Source organism: Vibrio sp. RM-41-2B (assembly GCF_024744415.1).
In the GTDB taxonomy this organism is placed as follows: domain Bacteria; phylum Pseudomonadota; class Gammaproteobacteria; order Enterobacterales; family Vibrionaceae; genus Vibrio; species Vibrio diabolicus.
Window position 1 is genome coordinate 12814 of record NZ_JAMQWD010000027.1, and the last position, 18325, is coordinate 31138.

The 18325-nt window shown below is 45.3% G+C and carries 15 protein-coding genes; 9 read left to right on the forward strand and 6 right to left on the reverse strand.

Translation table 11 applies throughout. From position 1 onward, the window contains the following. Window positions 1-177 precede the first annotated feature (177 nt). The gene (locus NB463_RS15695; RefSeq protein WP_031780615.1) at window positions 178-669 is read right to left on the reverse strand and encodes an Rsd/AlgQ family anti-sigma factor; all 492 of its coding nucleotides are present in this window, start codon (window positions 667-669) and stop codon (window positions 178-180) included. 177 nt (window positions 670-846) lie between these two features. On the opposite strand from NB463_RS15695, the gene nudC reads away from it, so the two are divergent. Next, the gene (gene nudC / locus NB463_RS15700; RefSeq protein ID WP_257083051.1) at window positions 847-1644 is read left to right on the forward strand and encodes an NAD(+) diphosphatase; all 798 of its coding nucleotides are present in this window, start codon (window positions 847-849) and stop codon (window positions 1642-1644) included. Between the two features lie 247 nt (window positions 1645-1891). Further along, window positions 1892-2959, forward strand: coding sequence for a uroporphyrinogen decarboxylase (gene hemE, locus NB463_RS15705; protein ID WP_006743188.1), 1068 nt, complete (start codon window positions 1892-1894; stop codon window positions 2957-2959). A gap of 238 nt (window positions 2960-3197) precedes the next feature. Here hemE and NB463_RS15710 read toward each other — a convergent pair whose 3' ends face one another. Beyond that, entirely contained in the window at window positions 3198-3770 is a 573-nt protein-coding gene (locus NB463_RS15710) for a uracil-DNA glycosylase family protein (protein WP_258431585.1), read from the reverse strand. 7 nt (window positions 3771-3777) lie between these two features. Continuing rightward, complete coding sequence (locus tag NB463_RS15715) at window positions 3778-4701, reverse strand: D-2-hydroxyacid dehydrogenase (protein ID WP_258431586.1); 924 nt, start codon at window positions 4699-4701, stop codon at window positions 3778-3780. A gap of 66 nt (window positions 4702-4767) precedes the next feature. On the opposite strand from NB463_RS15715, the gene NB463_RS15720 reads away from it, so the two are divergent. Next, on the forward strand, window positions 4768-5355 hold the full coding sequence (locus tag NB463_RS15720) for a YjaG family protein (RefSeq protein WP_258431587.1): 588 nt from the start codon (window positions 4768-4770) through the stop codon (window positions 5353-5355). 79 nt (window positions 5356-5434) lie between these two features. Here NB463_RS15720 and NB463_RS15725 read toward each other — a convergent pair whose 3' ends face one another. Further along, window positions 5435-6568, reverse strand: a complete 1134-nt coding sequence (locus NB463_RS15725; protein WP_258431588.1) for a hemolysin family protein — start codon at window positions 6566-6568, stop codon at window positions 5435-5437. A gap of 253 nt (window positions 6569-6821) precedes the next feature. Here NB463_RS15725 and hupA point away from each other — a divergent pair, with 253 nt between their 5' ends. Beyond that, window positions 6822-7094 carry a nucleoid-associated protein HU-alpha gene (hupA, locus tag NB463_RS15730; RefSeq protein WP_005382524.1) on the forward strand — a complete coding sequence of 91 codons (273 nt, stop codon included), beginning with the start codon at window positions 6822-6824 and terminating at the stop codon, window positions 7092-7094. Between the two features lie 39 nt (window positions 7095-7133). After that, window positions 7134-7832 (forward strand): DUF1481 domain-containing protein, encoded by a 699-nt coding sequence (locus NB463_RS15735; protein WP_258431589.1) that lies wholly within the window; start codon window positions 7134-7136, stop codon window positions 7830-7832. Between the two features lie 83 nt (window positions 7833-7915). On the opposite strand, the gene purD is transcribed toward NB463_RS15735, so the two are convergent. Then, a complete protein-coding gene (gene purD, locus NB463_RS15740) occupies window positions 7916-9205 on the reverse strand; it encodes a phosphoribosylamine--glycine ligase (RefSeq protein WP_258431590.1) in 1290 nt (429 codons plus the stop codon). A gap of 154 nt (window positions 9206-9359) precedes the next feature. Further along, window positions 9360-10952, reverse strand: coding sequence for a bifunctional phosphoribosylaminoimidazolecarboxamide formyltransferase/IMP cyclohydrolase (gene purH, locus NB463_RS15745; protein WP_258431591.1), 1593 nt, complete (start codon window positions 10950-10952; stop codon window positions 9360-9362). A 265-nt stretch (window positions 10953-11217) separates the two neighbouring features. On the opposite strand from purH, the gene zntR reads away from it, so the two are divergent. The 4 genes from zntR to NB463_RS15765 all read left to right on the forward strand — a co-directional run bounded on the left by zntR (window position 11218) and on the right by NB463_RS15765 (window position 17624). Next, window positions 11218-11616 (forward strand): Zn(2+)-responsive transcriptional regulator, encoded by a 399-nt coding sequence (gene zntR / locus NB463_RS15750; RefSeq protein WP_005397290.1) that lies wholly within the window; start codon window positions 11218-11220, stop codon window positions 11614-11616. A 163-nt stretch (window positions 11617-11779) separates the two neighbouring features. Then, window positions 11780-13348, forward strand: coding sequence for a lysine decarboxylation/transport transcriptional activator CadC (gene cadC / locus NB463_RS15755; protein WP_237312829.1), 1569 nt, complete (start codon window positions 11780-11782; stop codon window positions 13346-13348). 679 nt (window positions 13349-14027) lie between these two features. Further along, window positions 14028-15371, forward strand: coding sequence for a cadaverine/lysine antiporter (gene cadB, locus NB463_RS15760; protein ID WP_258431592.1), 1344 nt, complete (start codon window positions 14028-14030; stop codon window positions 15369-15371). A 117-nt stretch (window positions 15372-15488) separates the two neighbouring features. Next, complete coding sequence (locus NB463_RS15765; protein WP_012841314.1) at window positions 15489-17624, forward strand: lysine decarboxylase CadA; 2136 nt, start codon at window positions 15489-15491, stop codon at window positions 17622-17624. The last annotated feature ends 701 nt before the right edge of the window (window positions 17625-18325 follow it).

Consider the following 18325-nt stretch of genomic DNA (forward strand, 5'->3'; position numbering starts at 1 on the left):
GAGTAATCGTTAGAAGCTTAAGAAAAAAGGCACCTTCGGGTGCCTTTTTAGTTTTTATCCTGCCTTTTTCTTCGAGAGGGTTCTTAGAGAAGGTAATAGTAATAAAGCTAGAAACAAAAAAGACCGACGATGATCGTCAGTCTTTTCTATCCTTCAGTCTCTGAATGTTTGCAAACACTAAGCCCCTGGGGGCATAGACAGGCTTTCTGCGATCTGCTGTATCAGATAGTCCTCGACTTCAAATCGAGTCTCAAGAATTTCGCCAATGAGACACATATCAGAATCGAAATCATCTAATTCATCATCTTCAGTAACTTCTGAGTACTTATCGTTAAAGTTCAATAGTGGTTCAGTTGTCAGGACTATTTGACCATAAGTTTGATTGATTTCATTGGTCACGACAAAGCCAGTCGCTTTCCAGCGATCCATAACCATGTCATAGATTTTAAAATGGCCCTCGGAGATGTAATCAACGAGATGCTGACAGAAATCCTGCAATTCGGAAGGAGATGGGAGTTCAATAACATTGGTTTTCGAACAAGGTTGCAGTGCTGCAAGCTTACAATATTCAACAATCAGGGATTGTCTTGTCTCTAACCAGTGATCAATGACATCACTTGAGCCACCCCACTGATCTTGTGTTTGTTTGAATTTTTTTAGCATGACCATGCCCTCATGATCTGATCGCCTGTTGGCGAACGTATCCTTTGCAAAGCAAAGTTAGTAAAGTTATTACAAACTCTTGTCCTTACTAGAATTTAGAGTGCAAATTTACTTAACGACAAACTCTAGTATGAAATTAGATTGCCAGTAAAATGAACGAACTTCAAGCAAAGGGATGGTGTAATGTTAAGAAAAGGTGATGTTAACCGCGCGATAAATGCATACTGGTGTGTTGTTGCAGGAAGTGAAATTTGGCTGGTGGATGGTGCTGTGCCTTTCGGGTCTGCAGAGCAGTTATCACTGCCTGAAGTGAGTGCAAGGCCCATTGGTGAGTATTCAGGTTCGCCCGTCATGTGGCTTAATTTGTCTGATCTGGAGCATGATCTACCATTAGTCTCACTACGCGACTGCCTGCATTTTCCTGAGCCATTATTTATGTTGTTAAGTAAAGCGGTCCAGTATGGGCACATGACGCAAAGTCTGCGTTTTTGCCCACAGTGCGGTGGAAGAAACTTTCTTAATAATAACCAGTTAGCTATGCAGTGTGGCGAATGCCGTACTCTCCATTATCCTCGAATATTTCCATGTATTATCGTTGCTGTGCGTAAAGATAATCAGATCTTATTGGCTCAACATCCAAGGCATCGAAATGGTATGTATACCGTTATTGCCGGCTTCTTAGAAGTTGGTGAGACATTAGAAGAGTGTGTGGCTCGAGAAATTCATGAAGAAACAGGAATTCTCGTTAAAAATATTCGTTACTTTGGCAGCCAGCCTTGGGCTTTCCCATCGAGTATGATGATGGGGTTTTTAGCTGACTATGAATCGGGAGAGTTAATTCCAGACTACACTGAGCTGTCTGATGCACAATGGTTTGGTATTGACGAGATGCCGCCTGTTGCGCCTAAAGGAACGATTGCAAGAGCGCTTATCGAACAAACGCTGAAAGATATAGACTCTAATTATCTGATAAATAGATAAAAAAAACCCTCCGAGAGGGAGGGGGTAAGTAAGATGTCGTTATGAGATGCTGAGTACTAAGTACTCAGTTTATAATTGTAGTTTTCGCTAGCGAACAAATTTTTAACACTGATACCGATTGGGTGCAAATTAAGCATTGATTTAAAAGTTAATAACTTGATCCAGGTTGCAAAGCACACAGCTATTGGACTTAAATCAGTGATAGAATACCCCCTTTCACAGAAAGCCTAACAGTTGGAATTACGGAATGACTGAATTAAAAAATGATCGTTATCTGCGTGCGCTTTTAAAAGAGCCGGTAGATTACACGCCAGTATGGATGATGCGCCAGGCAGGTCGTTACCTACCAGAATACAAAGCGACTCGTGCAGAAGCGGGTGATTTCATGTCTTTGTGTCGAAATGCAGAATTAGCATCCGAAGTGACACTTCAACCATTACGCCGTTTTCCTCTTGATGCCGCGATCTTATTCTCGGACATCTTAACGATTCCAGATGCAATGGGGCTTGGTTTACGTTTTGCTGCGGGCGAAGGACCTGTTTTTGATAACCCAATTACATGCAAAGCTGACGTGGAAAAAATTGGTTTGCCAGATCCAGAAGGTGAACTGCAATATGTAATGAATGCAGTGCGCCAGATCCGTAAAGACCTGAAGGGTGAAGTGCCGTTAATTGGCTTCTCTGGTAGCCCGTGGACTCTTGCTACGTACATGATCGAAGGTGGCAGTTCTAAAGCCTTCACCAAGATCAAGAAAATGATGTACGCGGAACCACAAACTCTGCACCTACTTCTAGATAAGTTGGCAGACAGCGTTATCGAGTACTTAAACGCGCAAATTAAAGCAGGCGCGCAGTCAGTAATGGTATTTGACACATGGGGTGGCGTACTAACGCCTCGTGATTACAACCTGTTCTCGCTGCAATACATGCACAAGATTGTAGATGGTCTGATTCGTGAAAACGACGGTCGCCGCGTGCCAGTAACACTATTTACTAAGAATGGCGGCATGTGGCTTGAGCAAATCGCAGCAACGGGCTGTGATGCAGTTGGTCTAGACTGGACAATCAACATTGCAGACGCGAAAGCACGTATCGGTGATAAAGTGGCGCTGCAAGGTAACATGGACCCATCAATGCTTTACGCTTCGCCAGAGCGCATCCGTGAAGAAGTAGCGGATATCCTAGAAGGATTTGGTGATACGGGGACTGGTCATGTGTTCAACCTAGGTCACGGTATCCACTTGGATGTACCGCCAGAAAACGCGGGCGTATTTGTGGAAGCGGTACACGAGTTATCTAAGCCATACCACAAGTAAGTTAGATTTTTTGCAATCAAATGCCGGCATTCAGTGCCGGTATTTTTTTACCTAAAATTCAATTTTTTATCTGAAACTCAAGGCTGTACAGCTCTAGTAGTATTTGGCCTACTATGATCTAATTACTATTTAGTCTGTGCGCTTATTGTTTAATCTTATTATAAACAACAGCTTAGCGGTTTGTGTTTGTGTGCTCATTTTCTTGTACAGATAAAAAAGCAATTAGATCATGGGTAACCTAAAGCATCGAGTGAACGCGTTTTTTAAGGTATGGCACGACTTCAGATTCAAACCAAGGATTCTTCTTTAACCACAATGTATTGCGTGGAGAAGGATGAGGAAGCGGGATAAAATCAGGTTCCCAATCCTGCCATTGCTGAACGGTTTGCGTGAGTGTCTTTGGTTTGTTGGTCAGGTAGTACTGCTGTGAGTACTGACCAATCAGTAGCGTCAGCTCTATATTGGGCAACTGATCGAGAATCTTTTTGTGCCAAGCGGGCGCACACTCTTTGCGAGGAGGTAAATCGCCAGAGTTCCCCTTGCCTGGATAGCAGAAGCCCATCGGGACAATGGCTATTTTGTTTGGGTCGTAGAAAATGTCTTTGTCGATATCGAGCCATTGGCGTAACCGATCGCCGCTTGGATCGTTCCAAGGTATCGAGGTTTTGTGCACACGCGTCCCCGGCGCTTGTCCGATGATTAGGATGCGTGCGTCTTTTGCGGCTTGTACGACAGGGTTTGCACCCAAAGGTAAATCATCCGCGCAAATCTGACAGGCGCGCACTTGTTGAAGCAATGTTTCTAGAGACATAAAACGGCTAATACCCTTTGTCGAAATCAACCTGATTATTTAGAGAGAAACCGTCCCTCCAACTCAAGTAGTTGTCTGCAAAAATGTCGATCACTTGCTCGGGGAAACTTAACGCCGCGATGTGAGGGGTGATGGTTACTTGCGGAAGTTTCCAAAACGGATGTTCTACCGACAACGGTTCTTGCTCAAACACATCTAAGAAGGCGTGTTCTACCCAACGGTTTTTCAGAGCGAAGAGCAATCCAGCCTCATCCAGTACGTCGCCACGACCTACGTTAAACAATAACGCCTGACTTAGTTGGCTGAGCGTTTGACGATTAAGTAACTGTTGCGTCTCCGGTGTACTTGGTAGGGTATTCACAACAATGTCGGCTTGTTCAAATGCCTTACTTAGTTCACTGATATGAAAGGTCTGATGAAACTCACCACCTGAGGTCGGAATACCTGTGCGGTTCATACCGATAGTTTTTATCCCCATTGCTTTAGCGGCGTTGCCCAGATAGCCCCCAATGCTACCGGTACCAAGAATTACCATGGTTTTACTTTGTAATGATGTATAGAGGTGAGGCTGCCATCGTTTGTTTTGTTGTTGCTGGTGGTATCGGTTGAAGTGGCGGTAATGGGCAATACTGTAACCCAGCACATACTCGGCAATTAATGGGCCGAAAATACCGCGTACGTTGGTCAGTGTGTAATCTTGGCGCAGATCCGGTGACATTAAAGCGTTCACCCCCGCAAATGTGGATTGCACCCACTCAAGCTGTGAAAACTCGTCTAACCTTTGTGATAGTAATGGTGGATCAGCAAGAACTATTTGAGCTTCCTCTGGCTTATCAGTGATGCTCAGATCTGGCAGCTTTCTCTCCGTCAATAACGTTTCGTAGGTGTCACGATGCTCTGAGAGCAGGAAAATCTGATTTGAATGCGGCATTAACTTTTTTCCCTGTGATGAATCAAGTACACTTTCGCTGTTTTTTTCTTCAATGATTGAGTGACTATGCTTAAGAATCCTCTTCAGGTTCGTTTAGAAAAACTAGAACCTTGGCAACAAATTACCTTTATGGCGTGTCTGTGTGAACGCATGTATCCAAACTATGCGATGTTTTGTGAGAATACAGAATTTGCTGATCCGCGTGCGTACCGAGCGATTCTTGATAGTGTATGGGAAATTTTGACAGTTAAGAACGCGAAAATTAACTTCGAACGTCAATTAGAGAAGTTAGAAGAGTTGTTCCCAAGTGCGGATGAGTTCGATTTTTACGGGGTTTATCCAGCGATGGACGCGTGTCAGGGTTTGTCTACGTTACTGCATGGCCTATTGGACCGCGACTACCTTTTCGATTCAATGCTTAAAGTGAGCCAACAGTCGGTACAAACCGTTGCTGATCTAGAGCAAGCGCAAGGTGCAGAGCCAATCACCAACGACAATCAGAAAGAAAATGAAGCCGTATGTGAAGAATGGGACGTGCAGTGGGCTATTTTCCGTCCACTGCGTGAAGCGGTAGAGCGTGACATCAACTTGATTAAAGATTTACGTGAAGAGTTACGTGAAGAAGGTGTGAGCAATATCGGTATCGCACTTTAGTCGTTGAATAGATAGAAAAAGGCATCCTAAATGGATGCCTTTTTGTTTGCGGCGTTTGAGCGGTTATGCCCAATGCTGATTACGATTCTTTAGAGCCTGGTTTTGTCGCTTCTTGAGTTTCTGGCTCCTTGTGATGCTTCTCCAGTTCTTCCTCTTCTTCATCGTCATCGCGGCTTTCGATTACGCCGTGCATCTCTTTCCAACTTTCCCAACGTTGGTAAGCCAGCTCTTGCATGTCGGTACTTTTATCCGCTTCATCGATGATTTCTTCACCCACGAGGTGTTCAAAAATATCCTCCAACGTCACCAAGCCTTGCACAGTACCGTATTCGTCAACGACAAGGGCTAGCTGTAGGCGATGAGTCATCATTTGGTCAAACACTTTCGGTAAAGTCGTGTTGTTTAGCACCACTTGAATCGGGCGCATGATTGCTCCCAGTTGTTTCTGTCCACAACCTGATTGTTGTAGTTTGAACAACTCAAGGCGGTGCACAAAACCAATGATGTTGTCCTTTTGTTCGCTATAAACCAATGGACGTGAGAAAGGTGTATCCTTGTGTTTTTCTAGGAACTCATTGATGGTCATCGTGGCATCGATACGGAATACCACAGGACGTGGCGTCATAACCTGCGTTACAGGTACATCTTGGATGCCAAGCAAGTTGCTTAATATTTTTGATTCACCCTCGGCAAATTCACCGCTTTCACGTGCCAGAATCGCCATTGCAGACAGTTCATCACGCATTTTCGGAGCTTCGTGGTTACGAGCAAGACGCTTGGTGATTTGCTCTGAAAACCATACGAATGGCGTTAGCGCCCATACCATCCAACGTAATGCGAATGCCGCGGTTGGCGCCAATTGACGCCAGTAAGTTGCGCCAATTGTTTTCGGTACGATTTCTGAAAGCACCAAGATCGCCAGTGTGAGCACAGCCGAAAAGATACCTAACGCTTCGCTACCAAATACAACCGCAGCTTGTGCACCAGCAGTGGCCGCGCCGATGGTATGAGCGATGGTATTTAGAGTCAGAATGGATGCCAATGGTCGGTCGATATCTGATTTTAGCTTAGCCAGTTGCCCAGCAGCGGGATGCCCCTGTTGATTGAGCTGCGCAATGTAGCTCGGACTGATACTCAGCAGTACCGCCTCCAGCACCGAACAGATAAACGAAATGCCGATTGCAATAGAGATATAAATGGATAACAGCAGCATAGTTGCCCTTGAATGTAGTTTGATAGTGGTTATTTGCAGCTATTATAACCGCAAAAGTGCCTTATAAATTGGTCCAAATACCTTGGAAAGCAAGGGTTTTCAGGGGGTATGTGGTAACAAATTGTGAGTTATTACTCATATTATGGCTAAAAGTACGTCAGAAAATCGAAAGATCGCTTACAAACCTTTGCCAGATGGGGCATTTATGTTTTAGAGTGAGACGAATTCGATAACCTATGAGAAGGGAAACCTAATGAACAAGACCCAATTAATCGACTTTATCGCAGAGAAAGCAGACCTATCAAAAGCACAAGCAAAAGCTGCTCTTGAAGCGACTCTTGATGGTGTAACTGGTGCACTTAAAGAGGGTGACCAAGTTCAACTAATTGGTTTTGGTACATTCAAAGTAAACCACCGCGCTGCACGTACTGGTCGTAACCCTAAGACTGGTGACGAGATTCAAATCGCAGCAGCTAACGTACCTGCATTCGTAGCAGGTAAAGCGCTGAAAGAATCAGTAAACTAAGTTAGAATGCACCGAGGTATCCTGCCTCGGTGCAACTTCATGAAAAAACATCTACTCGCTTCACTTCTCTTATCTAGCTTTACCCTTTTTGGCTGTTCGTCGGTTGAAACTCCTAATTTAGAACAATTCACTCACTTCTCTGGCGGCAAAGTTGCTGGAGACGCAAGTAGCTTGTACTGGATGACCGAGAAACTCACTCGCGTGAGTACGGCTGCGGATTACGTAACGATGGGGGATAATGGCTGGTTTCAAAGTGACTACCGTTGGGATGAAGGTGAGCTTCGAGAGTTGATTCGAAAAGGTGAGCAAGTTGATACCAAGCAAGAGTTGGTGCCTTTTCAAATCCACATCCGTTTTAATAAAGATGGCGAAGCGGTTTACCAACAATATCGCGTTAATCGTAAAGTCTTACCACTTCAGCATGAACAATTAGAACGTTACAAGACAGAAGCGAATGATGTAGTGGCGTCGGTTAAGGCGCAGTCTCGTAACAGTCAGAGCCTCATTCAAGGTTATTGGAATGGCCAATCGTTTGAAACCTGCAAAGGTAAAGCGTTCTCGACACTCGAGTTTAATCAGACGTTGCCAAAATTTATTATCGAGCGTCTCTCATCTGTAGACAGTTACGTGGCTTTTGTCGGCAAGCAGTCACGAACTAAAGCAACGGTTGATGAACTGTTGATGCTCAATGATGATGACTTTGATTGTGTACCACGACCAACATTACTCGCTGAGTAAGCTTGGTGAGACTTACTTGCTGACAGAGTAATAAAAAAGGCGCTGAATGCGCCTTTTGTTTTTTTAGCCAACTTAAGTTGTTTTTATTTTTCTTGCTCACGTGCAATCGCACGGTAGCCGATGTCACTGCGATGGAACATGCCGTCCCAACTGATCTGTTTTGCAAGCTCGTAAGCGCGTTGCTGCGCTTCTGATACGCCATTGCCAAGTGCGGTTGCACAAAGAACACGACCGCCGTTTGTTACGATGTTGCCATCTTTATTGTCTGTACCCGCGTGGAAGACTTTCTCGCCTTCAATTTCAACTTGTGGCAGACCAGAGATCACATCGCCTTTGTTGTACGCTGCTGGGTAACCACCGGCTGCGAGTACGATACCAATCGACGCACGTGGATCCCATTTTGATTCCACTTGATCCAGTTTCTCGTCGATTGCCGCTAGGCACAGATCAACAAGATCCGATTCCATGCGCATCATGATAGGTTGTGTCTCTGGATCACCAAAGCGGCAGTTGTACTCGATTACTTTCGGAGTGCCGTCTTTGTCGATCATAAGACCCGCGTATAGGAAACCAGTGTAAGGGTTACCTTCAGAGGCCATGCCACGTACTGTTGGGTAAATCACTTCTTCCATGATGCGGTTGTGGATTTCCTGTGTCACCACTGGAGCTGGAGAGTATGCTCCCATGCCACCGGTGTTAGGACCAGTATCTTTGTCGCCTACGCGTTTGTGATCTTGGCTGGTGGCCATTGGCAGAACGTTCTCACCATCCACCATCACGATGAAGCTTGCTTCTTCACCATCGAGGAACTCTTCGATAACCACGCGGCTGCCTGCGTCACCAAATGCGTTGCCTGCTAGCATGTCTTTGATTGCGTCTTCGGCTTCTTCTAGCGTCATTGCCACAATCACGCCTTTACCAGCCGCAAGGCCGTCGGCTTTCACCACAATCGGCGCACCTTGCTCACGCACGTAAGCAAGCGCTGGTTCAATTTCTGTGAAGTTTGCGTATGCACCGGTTGGGATTTGGTGACGAGCAAGGAAGTCTTTAGTAAACGCTTTGGAGCCTTCAAGCTGCGCTGCGGCTTGGGTAGGGCCAAAGATTGGTAAGCCCGCTTCGCGGAACGCATCAACCACACCAATAACCAATGGTGCTTCTGGGCCAACGATAGTCAGTTCAATCGCCTTCTCTTTTGCAAAAGCAACCAGACTATCGATGTCTTCCACATCAATGTTTACGTTCTCTAGTTTTGGCTCTAGTGCCGTACCTGCGTTGCCTGGAGCAATGAAAATAGTCTCAACATTTGGGTTTTGCGCCGCTTTCCAGCCTAGCGCATGTTCACGACCGCCTGAACCAATGATTAAAACTCGCATATGAAAATCCTTAATCTTATAAATACTGTTTACTCAAAGTAGTTGATGATGTGGCTAGGCAACAATTGAGCCCATCCCGGAAACATAGCCAGCTACGTAACCGGGGTGGGCGAAAGCAGTTAACAATGCCACAGTGCCAAATACGATGAGGAAATTAGTGGCGGAAGTGACGCATACCCGTGAAGATCATCGCCATGCCGTGCTCATCTGCTGCTGCGATAACTTCGTCGTCACGCATTGAGCCACCTGGCTGAATTACGCACTTAATGCCTGCTTCTGCTGCGGCATCGATACCGTCGCGGAATGGGAAGAAAGCGTCAGATGCCATTACGCTACCGGCAACTTCTAAGCCTTCATCTGCGGCTTTGATGCCGGCAATTTTCGCTGAGTAAACGCGGCTCATTTGGCCTGCGCCTACACCGATAGTCATGTCACCTTTTGCGTAAACGATCGCATTGGATTTCACGTATTTCGCAACTTTCCAGCAGAATAGCGCGTCTTTTAGCTCTTCTTCTGTAGGTTGACGCTTAGAGACCACTTTAAGGTCATCCAGACTAACCATACCTTGGTCACGGTCTTGAACGAGTAGGCCGCCATTCACGCGTTTCACGTCAAAGCCCGTTGTCTTCGTTGACCATTTGCCACACTCTAGTAGACGTACGTTCTTCTTCGCTGCAACGATTTCAATCGCTTCAGCAGAAACAGAAGGTGCGATAATCACTTCAACGAATTGACGCTCAACGATAGCGCTAGCCGTTTTTGCATCTAGCTCTTGGTTGAATGCAATGATGCCGCCGAACGCTGACGTTGGGTCAGTTTGGTAAGCGCGGTTGTACGCTTCGAGGATGTCTTTACCTAGCGCAACGCCACATGGGTTGGCGTGTTTTACGATTACACATGCAGGCTCGTTGAACTCTTTCACACACTCAAGTGCTGCATCAGTGTCTGCAATGTTGTTGTAAGAGAGGGCTTTACCTTGGATTTGGCGAGCAGTTGAAACAGATGCTTCTTGTGGGTTTGCTTCAACGTAGAATGCGGCTGCTTGGTGGCTGTTCTCACCGTAGCGCATGTCTTGCTTCTTCTCGAACTGTTGGTTGAACGTACGAGGGAATTTGCTCTCTTCATCACCTTCTTTGTTCTCACCGTAAGATGGAACCATAGTGCCGAAGTAGTTTGCGATCATGCCATCGTAAGCGGCAGTGTGCTCGAATGCTGCGATAGCAAGGTCGAAACGAGTCTCTAGTGTTAGAGATTTCTCGTTCGCGTCCATTTCAGCGATAACGCGGTCGTAATCATGAGCGTTCACAACGATAGTCACGTCTTTGTGGTTTTTCGCAGCAGAGCGCACCATCGTTGGGCCGCCGATATCGATGTTTTCAACCGCGTCAGCTAGTGTACAGCCTTCTTTTGCAACGGTTTCTGCGAATGGGTATAGGTTAACAACGACCATGTCGATTGGATTGATGTCATGTTTTGCCATCACGTCGTCATCTTGACCACGACGACCAAGCACACCACCGTGAACTTTCGGGTGAAGCGTTTTAACGCGGCCGTCCATCATTTCTGGGAAACCTGTGTAGTCAGAGACTTCTGTTACTGCGATGCCTTGTTCGGCAAGTAGGCGTGCTGTACCACCAGTAGATAGGATATCGACACCGCGCTCAGCAAGAGCTTGTGCAAACTCAACAATACCTGTTTTGTCTGATACGCTGATAAGCGCACGGCGAATAGGACGAGCGTTATTCATGCTTCCATTTTCCTCAAATTCACGGAGTTAAAGATGTTTGCCAAAAATGAACTTGTTTTTACCTCTTGGGGTAAAATATTGGCCAGTTTTGGTAAAGACCTTTGCCGGATGTTTTCTGGTTAGAAAACAGTCTCCACATTTGATGGCGCGTATTCTAACCAATTTATTACAAAAAAGCTCGCGCAATCGTTTGGCATCTCAAAAATAATTGTGAAAAAGAGGTTCTTTAGCTTTAAAAGTAACGAGATAGTTAATAGGGAAAGTTATGTTTCAGATAGGTGAACTGGCAAAACGTTGTGGTGTGACTGCAGATACGCTGCGTTTTTATGAGAAAAACGCGCTGATAAAGCCCGCAGGTCGAAGTGAATCAGGTTATCGTCTCTATAATGAAGAGAATCAAAAGCAGGTACACTTCATCCTTAAAGGTAAAGAGCTGGGCCTGAGCTTGGATGAGATTAAAGAGCTACTAGAAATCAAACTAGAAGCAACAGAACACAGCTGTGCAGAGGTTAAAGCTATTACTTCTGCTAAGTTAGAGCTGATTGATGGAAAAATTAACGAGCTAACGAAAATTCGTCGAGCTTTGAAGAAGATCAATGATGCTTGCTGCGGTCATACGGACGATGATGCTACTCATTGTTCTATCCTTGCAGCACTTGAGTAGTCTCATTTCTGCATCACTTAACTTAAGTTTGCATTTTTGGCGGCTTGCTTTTCTAGGTGCACGCCGTTTTCCCACCTATAATCTCGCCTTTAGTTACCAGTAGGAATTGACCATTGTTTGATTCCTGCCGTAGCGCTGTCTGTAGATACGAGAGTTTTCATACATGGTTGGAGTCTATTTTCAAATCAATGACTGGGTTTTAAGCGTTGATGAAAATAAGCTGTATCGACAAGATAGGGAAGTTACTGTTGAGCCACGCTTAATTAATCTTCTGCATTTCCTAGCGGAGCATGCGAATGAGGTGTTCAATCGTGAGGAATTGATCCAATACGTTTGGGCAGGGGCGATTGTGACCGATCAAGTGGTGACTCAGTCCATTTTTGAGTTGCGTAAATTACTGCGGGACGGTCGGGAAGAAAATACCAGCTACGTCATTACAGTGCCGAAACGTGGTTACAAGCTGGTGGCGAATGTGACCCCAATGACACTTGAGGAATTCCTCGCAAGTCGTCATTGTGATTCAGAAACTCTTCCTCCTATTGTTGAAGAATCAGAAGAAGATACTCTACCTATCGCACCTGCCGTCACCTTTCCTGCTGGCCCTCTGACTCGCGCGGTCTGTGAGATGTCCAAAGAGAAAAAGGCCCCTCAGAAAAAAAATAAAATCAGTCCGTGGCGCCTGGGGATCATGAACTTCATCTGGATCAGTGTCTTGGTTGTGGTGATGGGCGTGTTTACCTACAAGCAATCGGAAGTGCGTATTACTCAAGCCATCGATACTCACCTTATCGAATTCAAGTTTCAAGATAACTTCACGAGCGAAGGGTTAAGCTACGATTTGGCAGACGGGTTTGCCCAAAAGTTGATGTCCGACATTGCTCAAGTGAGCGATTACCGAGTCATGCTAAAGAAGGCGTCGTTTACCTCGGGTATTGTGCCGGGCAAATCGGTTGTGGTGCGGGTTCGTGAAAATGATGGTGGTAGCTTTTTAGAGGTGGAATATCGCAATAACTCATCTGAAAAGGTGTTGTTTAGTCGTCAATACGCGTTAACCAGCAGCCATTTAAAGACAGTGCTTCAACAAGCGTCGTTAGACTTGATGCAAGTCCTGAAAGTACCGGATGCCAAGCTGAAATCCACGATGCTGGTGGCGGGAATGCCAATTAACCCAGATGCTTTGGAGCTGTTTGTTCAAGCTAACCATTATCTCAATGTCTCGGATGCCAAGCAGTTTCGCCAAGGCGTCAACTTGATGGAAAACATTTTAGAAATTGAGCCAGATAACGCTTACGTTCAGGCAGAGTTATTAATTGCTTACCACGTGCAGAAGGTGCTCGATTTTTCACAGGAGTTGAAGAAAGGGCGAGTGCAGCAGTTGAGTGACGCACTAGAAACTAACGTAAAAATGATGGTTGGGCCAATTCAACCGCGAATTTATGAAGCTTTAGCCCTGCACGAAACCATTATTGGTGACATGGCTTCAGCCAAGCAGCATCTTGGGCAGGCTTTGAGGTTACGTGATTCGGTGCTTTCTTATGTGATTCGTGGTAAACACGCTGAATTGGATGGTGATCTGGATTTGGCCAGTGAGTCTTACAGCGAAGCTTTCTATATTGATACGTCGGTTGAGACGTACCTGCTGTGCGAAAACTTGGTCTTCCCAAGTAACATGAAGGCGATTGATTACGCCATGTATCGCGCTGTTCACCCTTCTGTCGTTCGAATGCTTTAATTCTCTCGTACTCTACGTCCGTTTAATACTAGCCCCTCATTTCGGTGAGGGGCTTTTTTGTAGCTGTCGAAAAGTGAAAAGGGTGGGCGGTGGGGTAATGACTTACGAAGGAGCCAGTAACGCAAGCTTGCAACGGGAAGACATATCCGGTTTTCTTCTCTATCTCTATCTCTATCTCTATCTCTATCTCTATCTCTATCTCTATTGATTGTATGGAGTGTCTGGCTGGGTTATTTGGCGAGAATGATTCTGATGCTTTCTTGCAGGCGAGATGAATATTGATGTGGGTCAAAAAGCGCGATCAGGGAGAGATTTATGGAATCAACAGTTCAGGGAATCAACCGTTCGGGGCGGGGAAGTTGATAGAGGTTGATAACTTTTGCCGCGATTACTAACGAGTTGATGAGAGTTTATCTATCGGTAGAAGGCTTGATGTTTTTCTTATAACCGAATGAATAATATAGTTTTATGCTTTTGTGTTTATCATGTTTATCTCAACTTGATGTTGATTAACTAATCATTTTATTGATAACGCCAAGTTTATTTTTTTCCCGATTTTTGGGCGTAGTCTTCACTTCGAAATTTAGCGAGGTCGAGCAGGTATCTACTTCATAGCATCTCGCTAATAACCGTTCAGTTTGAGTCACGTTGACTTGAGTAGAATAGATTTGGAGATGTTATGTCATCGAATACGAAAAAAATCGGCCTAATTGCCTGTACGGGTGTAGTAGCCGGTAACATGATGGGTAGTGGTATTGCACTGTTACCTTCTAGCCTAGCTTCAGTAGGCTCTGTTTCAATTTTCAGTTGGCTGATCTGTTTGATCGGTGCACTGAGCCTTGCGTTTGTTTACGCTCGTCTGGCAACCAAAAACCCTCAAGAAGGTGGTCCTATCGCTTACGCTGGCGAAGTTTCACCTGTCTTTGGTTTCCAAACGGGCGTTCTTTATTACCACGCGAACTGGATTGGTAACCTGGCTATTGCCATTACAGGTGTTTCTTACCTTTCAGTATTCTTCCCTGTGCTTAATAACCCAATCCCAGCAGGTATTGCGACGATTGCATCGGTATGGATCTTCACTTTCGTCAACCTACTTGGTGGTAGCTGGGTAAGCCGTCTATGTACGCTTGGTCTTGTTCTAATCCTCATTCCAGTTGTTGGTACAGCGGCATTTGGTTGGACGCACTTCGACACTGCGCTATACAGCCAAAACTGGAACGTATCTGCGGGTACGGATAGCCATGCGATTGTGACTGCGGTTCTTATCTGTCTATGGTCATTCGTTGGTGTGGAATCAGCAGCAGTATCGACAGGTATGGTAGAAAATCCTAAACGTACTGTACCGCTAGCAACCATGCTGGGTACTGGTATCGCAGGTGTGATTTATATCCTATCAACTCAAATGATCAGCGGCATGTTCCCTGCTTCTGAAGTTGCGGCATCAGGTGCGCCATTTGCATTGGCAACCACTGAGCTATTCGGTCGCTGGACAGCACCATTCGTATCAGCATTCACAGCACTAGCATGTTTCACTTCGCTAGGTTCTTGGATGATGCTGGTGGGCGAGGCTGGTAAACGTGCAGCAAGCGATGGCAACTTCCCTAAAATCTACGGCGAAACTGACAAAAACGGTGTGCCTAAGAAAGGTCTAATCCTTGCGTCAATCAAGATGACAGCATTAATGGTTGTACTGATGTTCTTCAGCTCTAAAACAGCACACGCATCAGACCTGTTCAACCAGCTAACGACTGATGCAGTTCTACTAACTATGCTGCCTTACTTCTACTCAAGCATTAACTTGATTCGCTTCGAAGGTATGACAACACGCAACGGCTTCGTAATGCTGTTCTCTGGTGTGGCTTGTCTGTTCTGCTTCATCGCACTAGCGGGTGCAGAAGGCGGTACGCTCACAGCAACCTTCATCGTGTCTCTCGTTATCTTGATGTTCTACAGCAAAAAAGCAGGTCTTGCTCAGTACGTGAAAATGCACGCTGACGATATGCCTGCCCAAGCAAGCAACTAATCCCCAAACGCTGGCACTTCGGTGCCAGCCCATAAAACCCAAATTCACTCGGCGCTCACCTTTACTCATTGCCTGTAAATGGCAAAGAGCGCCCTCATTCGCCTTGGAGATGTCCAAATGAATATATTCGCTATCTTGAACCACATGGGTGTGTTCTTTAAAGAAGAGCCAGTTCGTCAACTTCACGCTGCTCTTGAGAAAGCGGGCTACGAAGTGGTTTACCCAGTAGATGATAAAGACTTGATCAAAATGATTGAGATGAACCCACGTATTTGCGGTGTGCTGTTCGACTGGGATAAATACTCACTAGAGCTATGTGAACGTATCAGCCAAATCAACGAAAAACTGCCTGTTCACGCATTTGCTAACGAACAGTCTACTCTAGACATTTCACTAACAGACCTACGTCTAAACGTGAGCTTCTTCGAGTACGCTTTAGGTATGGCTGACGACATCGCTATCAAAATCAACCAAGCGACTGAGGCATACAAAGATGCCATCATGCCTCCATTCACTAAAGCGCTATTCAAATACGTAGAAGAAGGTAAATACACCTTCTGTACTCCAGGTCACATGGGCGGTACTGCATTCCAGAAAAGCCCTGCTGGTAGCATCTTCTACGATTTTTACGGTCCAAACACATTTAAAGCGGACGTATCAATCTCAATGCCTGAACTAGGCTCTCTGCTAGACCACTCAGGTCCACATAAAGATGCAGAAGAATACATTGCACGTACATTCAATGCAGACAGCTCGTACATCGTAACGAACGGTACGTCTACATCGAACAAAATCGTTGGTATGTACTCAGCACCTGCGGGCAGCACAGTACTGATTGACCGTAACTGTCACAAATCTCTGACTCACCTAATGATGATGAGCGACGTGACACCAATCTACTTCCGCCCAACTCGTAACGCATACGGCATCCTTGGTGGTATTCCACAAAGCGAATTCAGCCGCGATGTCATTGCAGAGAAAGTGGCGAAAACACCAGGTGCAACTGCGCCATCTTACGCGGTAGTGACTAACTCAACTTACGATGGCCTGTTGTACAACACGCAATTCATCAAAGAGTCGCTAGATTGTAAACATATCCACTTCGACAGTGCTTGGGTGCCTTACACTAACTTCAACCCAATTTACGAAGGTAAATGTGGTATGAGTGGTGAAGCGATGCCAGGCAAAGTGTTCTACGAAACACAATCAACACACAAACTGTTGGCAGCGTTCTCACAAGCTTCAATGATTCACGTGAAAGGTGACTTTGACAAAGAATCTTTCAACGAAGCATTCATGATGCACACTTCAACTTCACCTCAGTACGGCATTGTTGCTTCTACTGAAACTGCAGCGGCAATGATGCGCGGCAACACAGGTAAGAAGTTGATGCAAGACTCTATCGATCGCGCAATTCGCTTCCGTAAAGAGATCAAACGCCTAGAAGCAGAAAGTGACAGCTGGTTCTTCGATGTATGGCAACCAGAAAACATCGATACCACAGAATGTTGGAAACTAGACCCTAGCGATACATGGCACGGCTTCAAGAACATGGATGACAACCACATGTATCTTGACCCAATCAAAGTCACGCTACTGACTCCGGGGATGAATAAAGAAGGCGAACTAGAAGAATCAGGTATTCCTGCTTCGCTGGTGGCTAAATTCCTAGACGAGCGCGGCATCGTGGTAGAGAAAACAGGTCCATACAACTTGTTGTTCCTATTCTCAATCGGTATCGACAAATCAAAAGCAATGCAATTGCTACGCGGTCTGACTGAATTTAAACGTGGGTACGACTTGAACCTAACCATCAAGAGCTTCCTACCTTCGCTATATAATGAAGACCCAAGCTTCTATGAAGGCATGCGCGTTCAAGAATTAGCACAAGCGATTCACAACCTAACTAAGAAATACAATCTACCAGAGCTAATGTACAAAGCGTTCGATGTTCTTCCTGAAATGAAAGTAACACCACACGCAGCATGGCAAGAAGAGCTTCGCGGTAACGTAGAAGAAATCAAACTGGAAGAAATGGTTGGTCGCGTAAGTGCGAACATGATCCTTCCTTACCCTCCAGGTGTGCCACTAGTACTTCCTGGTGAAATGGTGACTCAAGAGTCTCGCCCTGTGCTGGACTTCCTAGAGATGCTTTGTGAGATCGGTGCGCATTACCCAGGTTTCGAAACCGACATCCACGGTCTATACCAACAAAAAGATGGTAGCTACACCGTAAAAGTATTGAAGAACTAAGTTCCTCTCGAAGATGACGCCATTGGGAATGCAAGCATGCTCCACTCTTACGAGCTCAATGTGTCATCGAACAACCACGACATTTAGATATACCCCTAGCTAATCTGTCGTAAAAGAGAAGGGCAAGGATGCTCTGATCTTTTCTTCTATATAGAAGAAGCAATTTCCAAGACTTCACCTGAAGTACCCCAAGTAAAAAGCAAAGACCAAAGAGCAGTTCGTTATCGTTCTGCTCTTTTTTATCTTTTATACAGCAGGCAGAAAAGAAAAAGCGCGTTGAGCGAATATCATTTGCTTCAATTACATCAAATTTGAAGATCGTAATTCAGGTAGAAACGCCCTTTTTCTTGAGGAAAGATCCTTTTAAATGAGAGAAAATAGCCAAGATCGCTTGGTATACACACAAAGTGATTGCTATTTGTTCGGTTGAAAGTTTTTTTGCAAAAAACGCTTGTACTAATTTCTCAACTCCCTATACTGCGCATCCACCGACACGGAGTGAGACGAAAGTCACACAGCGAGTCGGGAGTGAGAGAAAAAGAAATTTGAAAAAATGCTTGACTCTCTCACGGTGCGGAGTAAGATACGCACCCCTAACGACGAGCAACTAAGTTGCTGGATAAGTTAGAAAAGCTCTTTAAAAATATAAACCTATCAATCTGTGTGGGCACTCGTTGATGATAATCCAATTAGAAACTTCG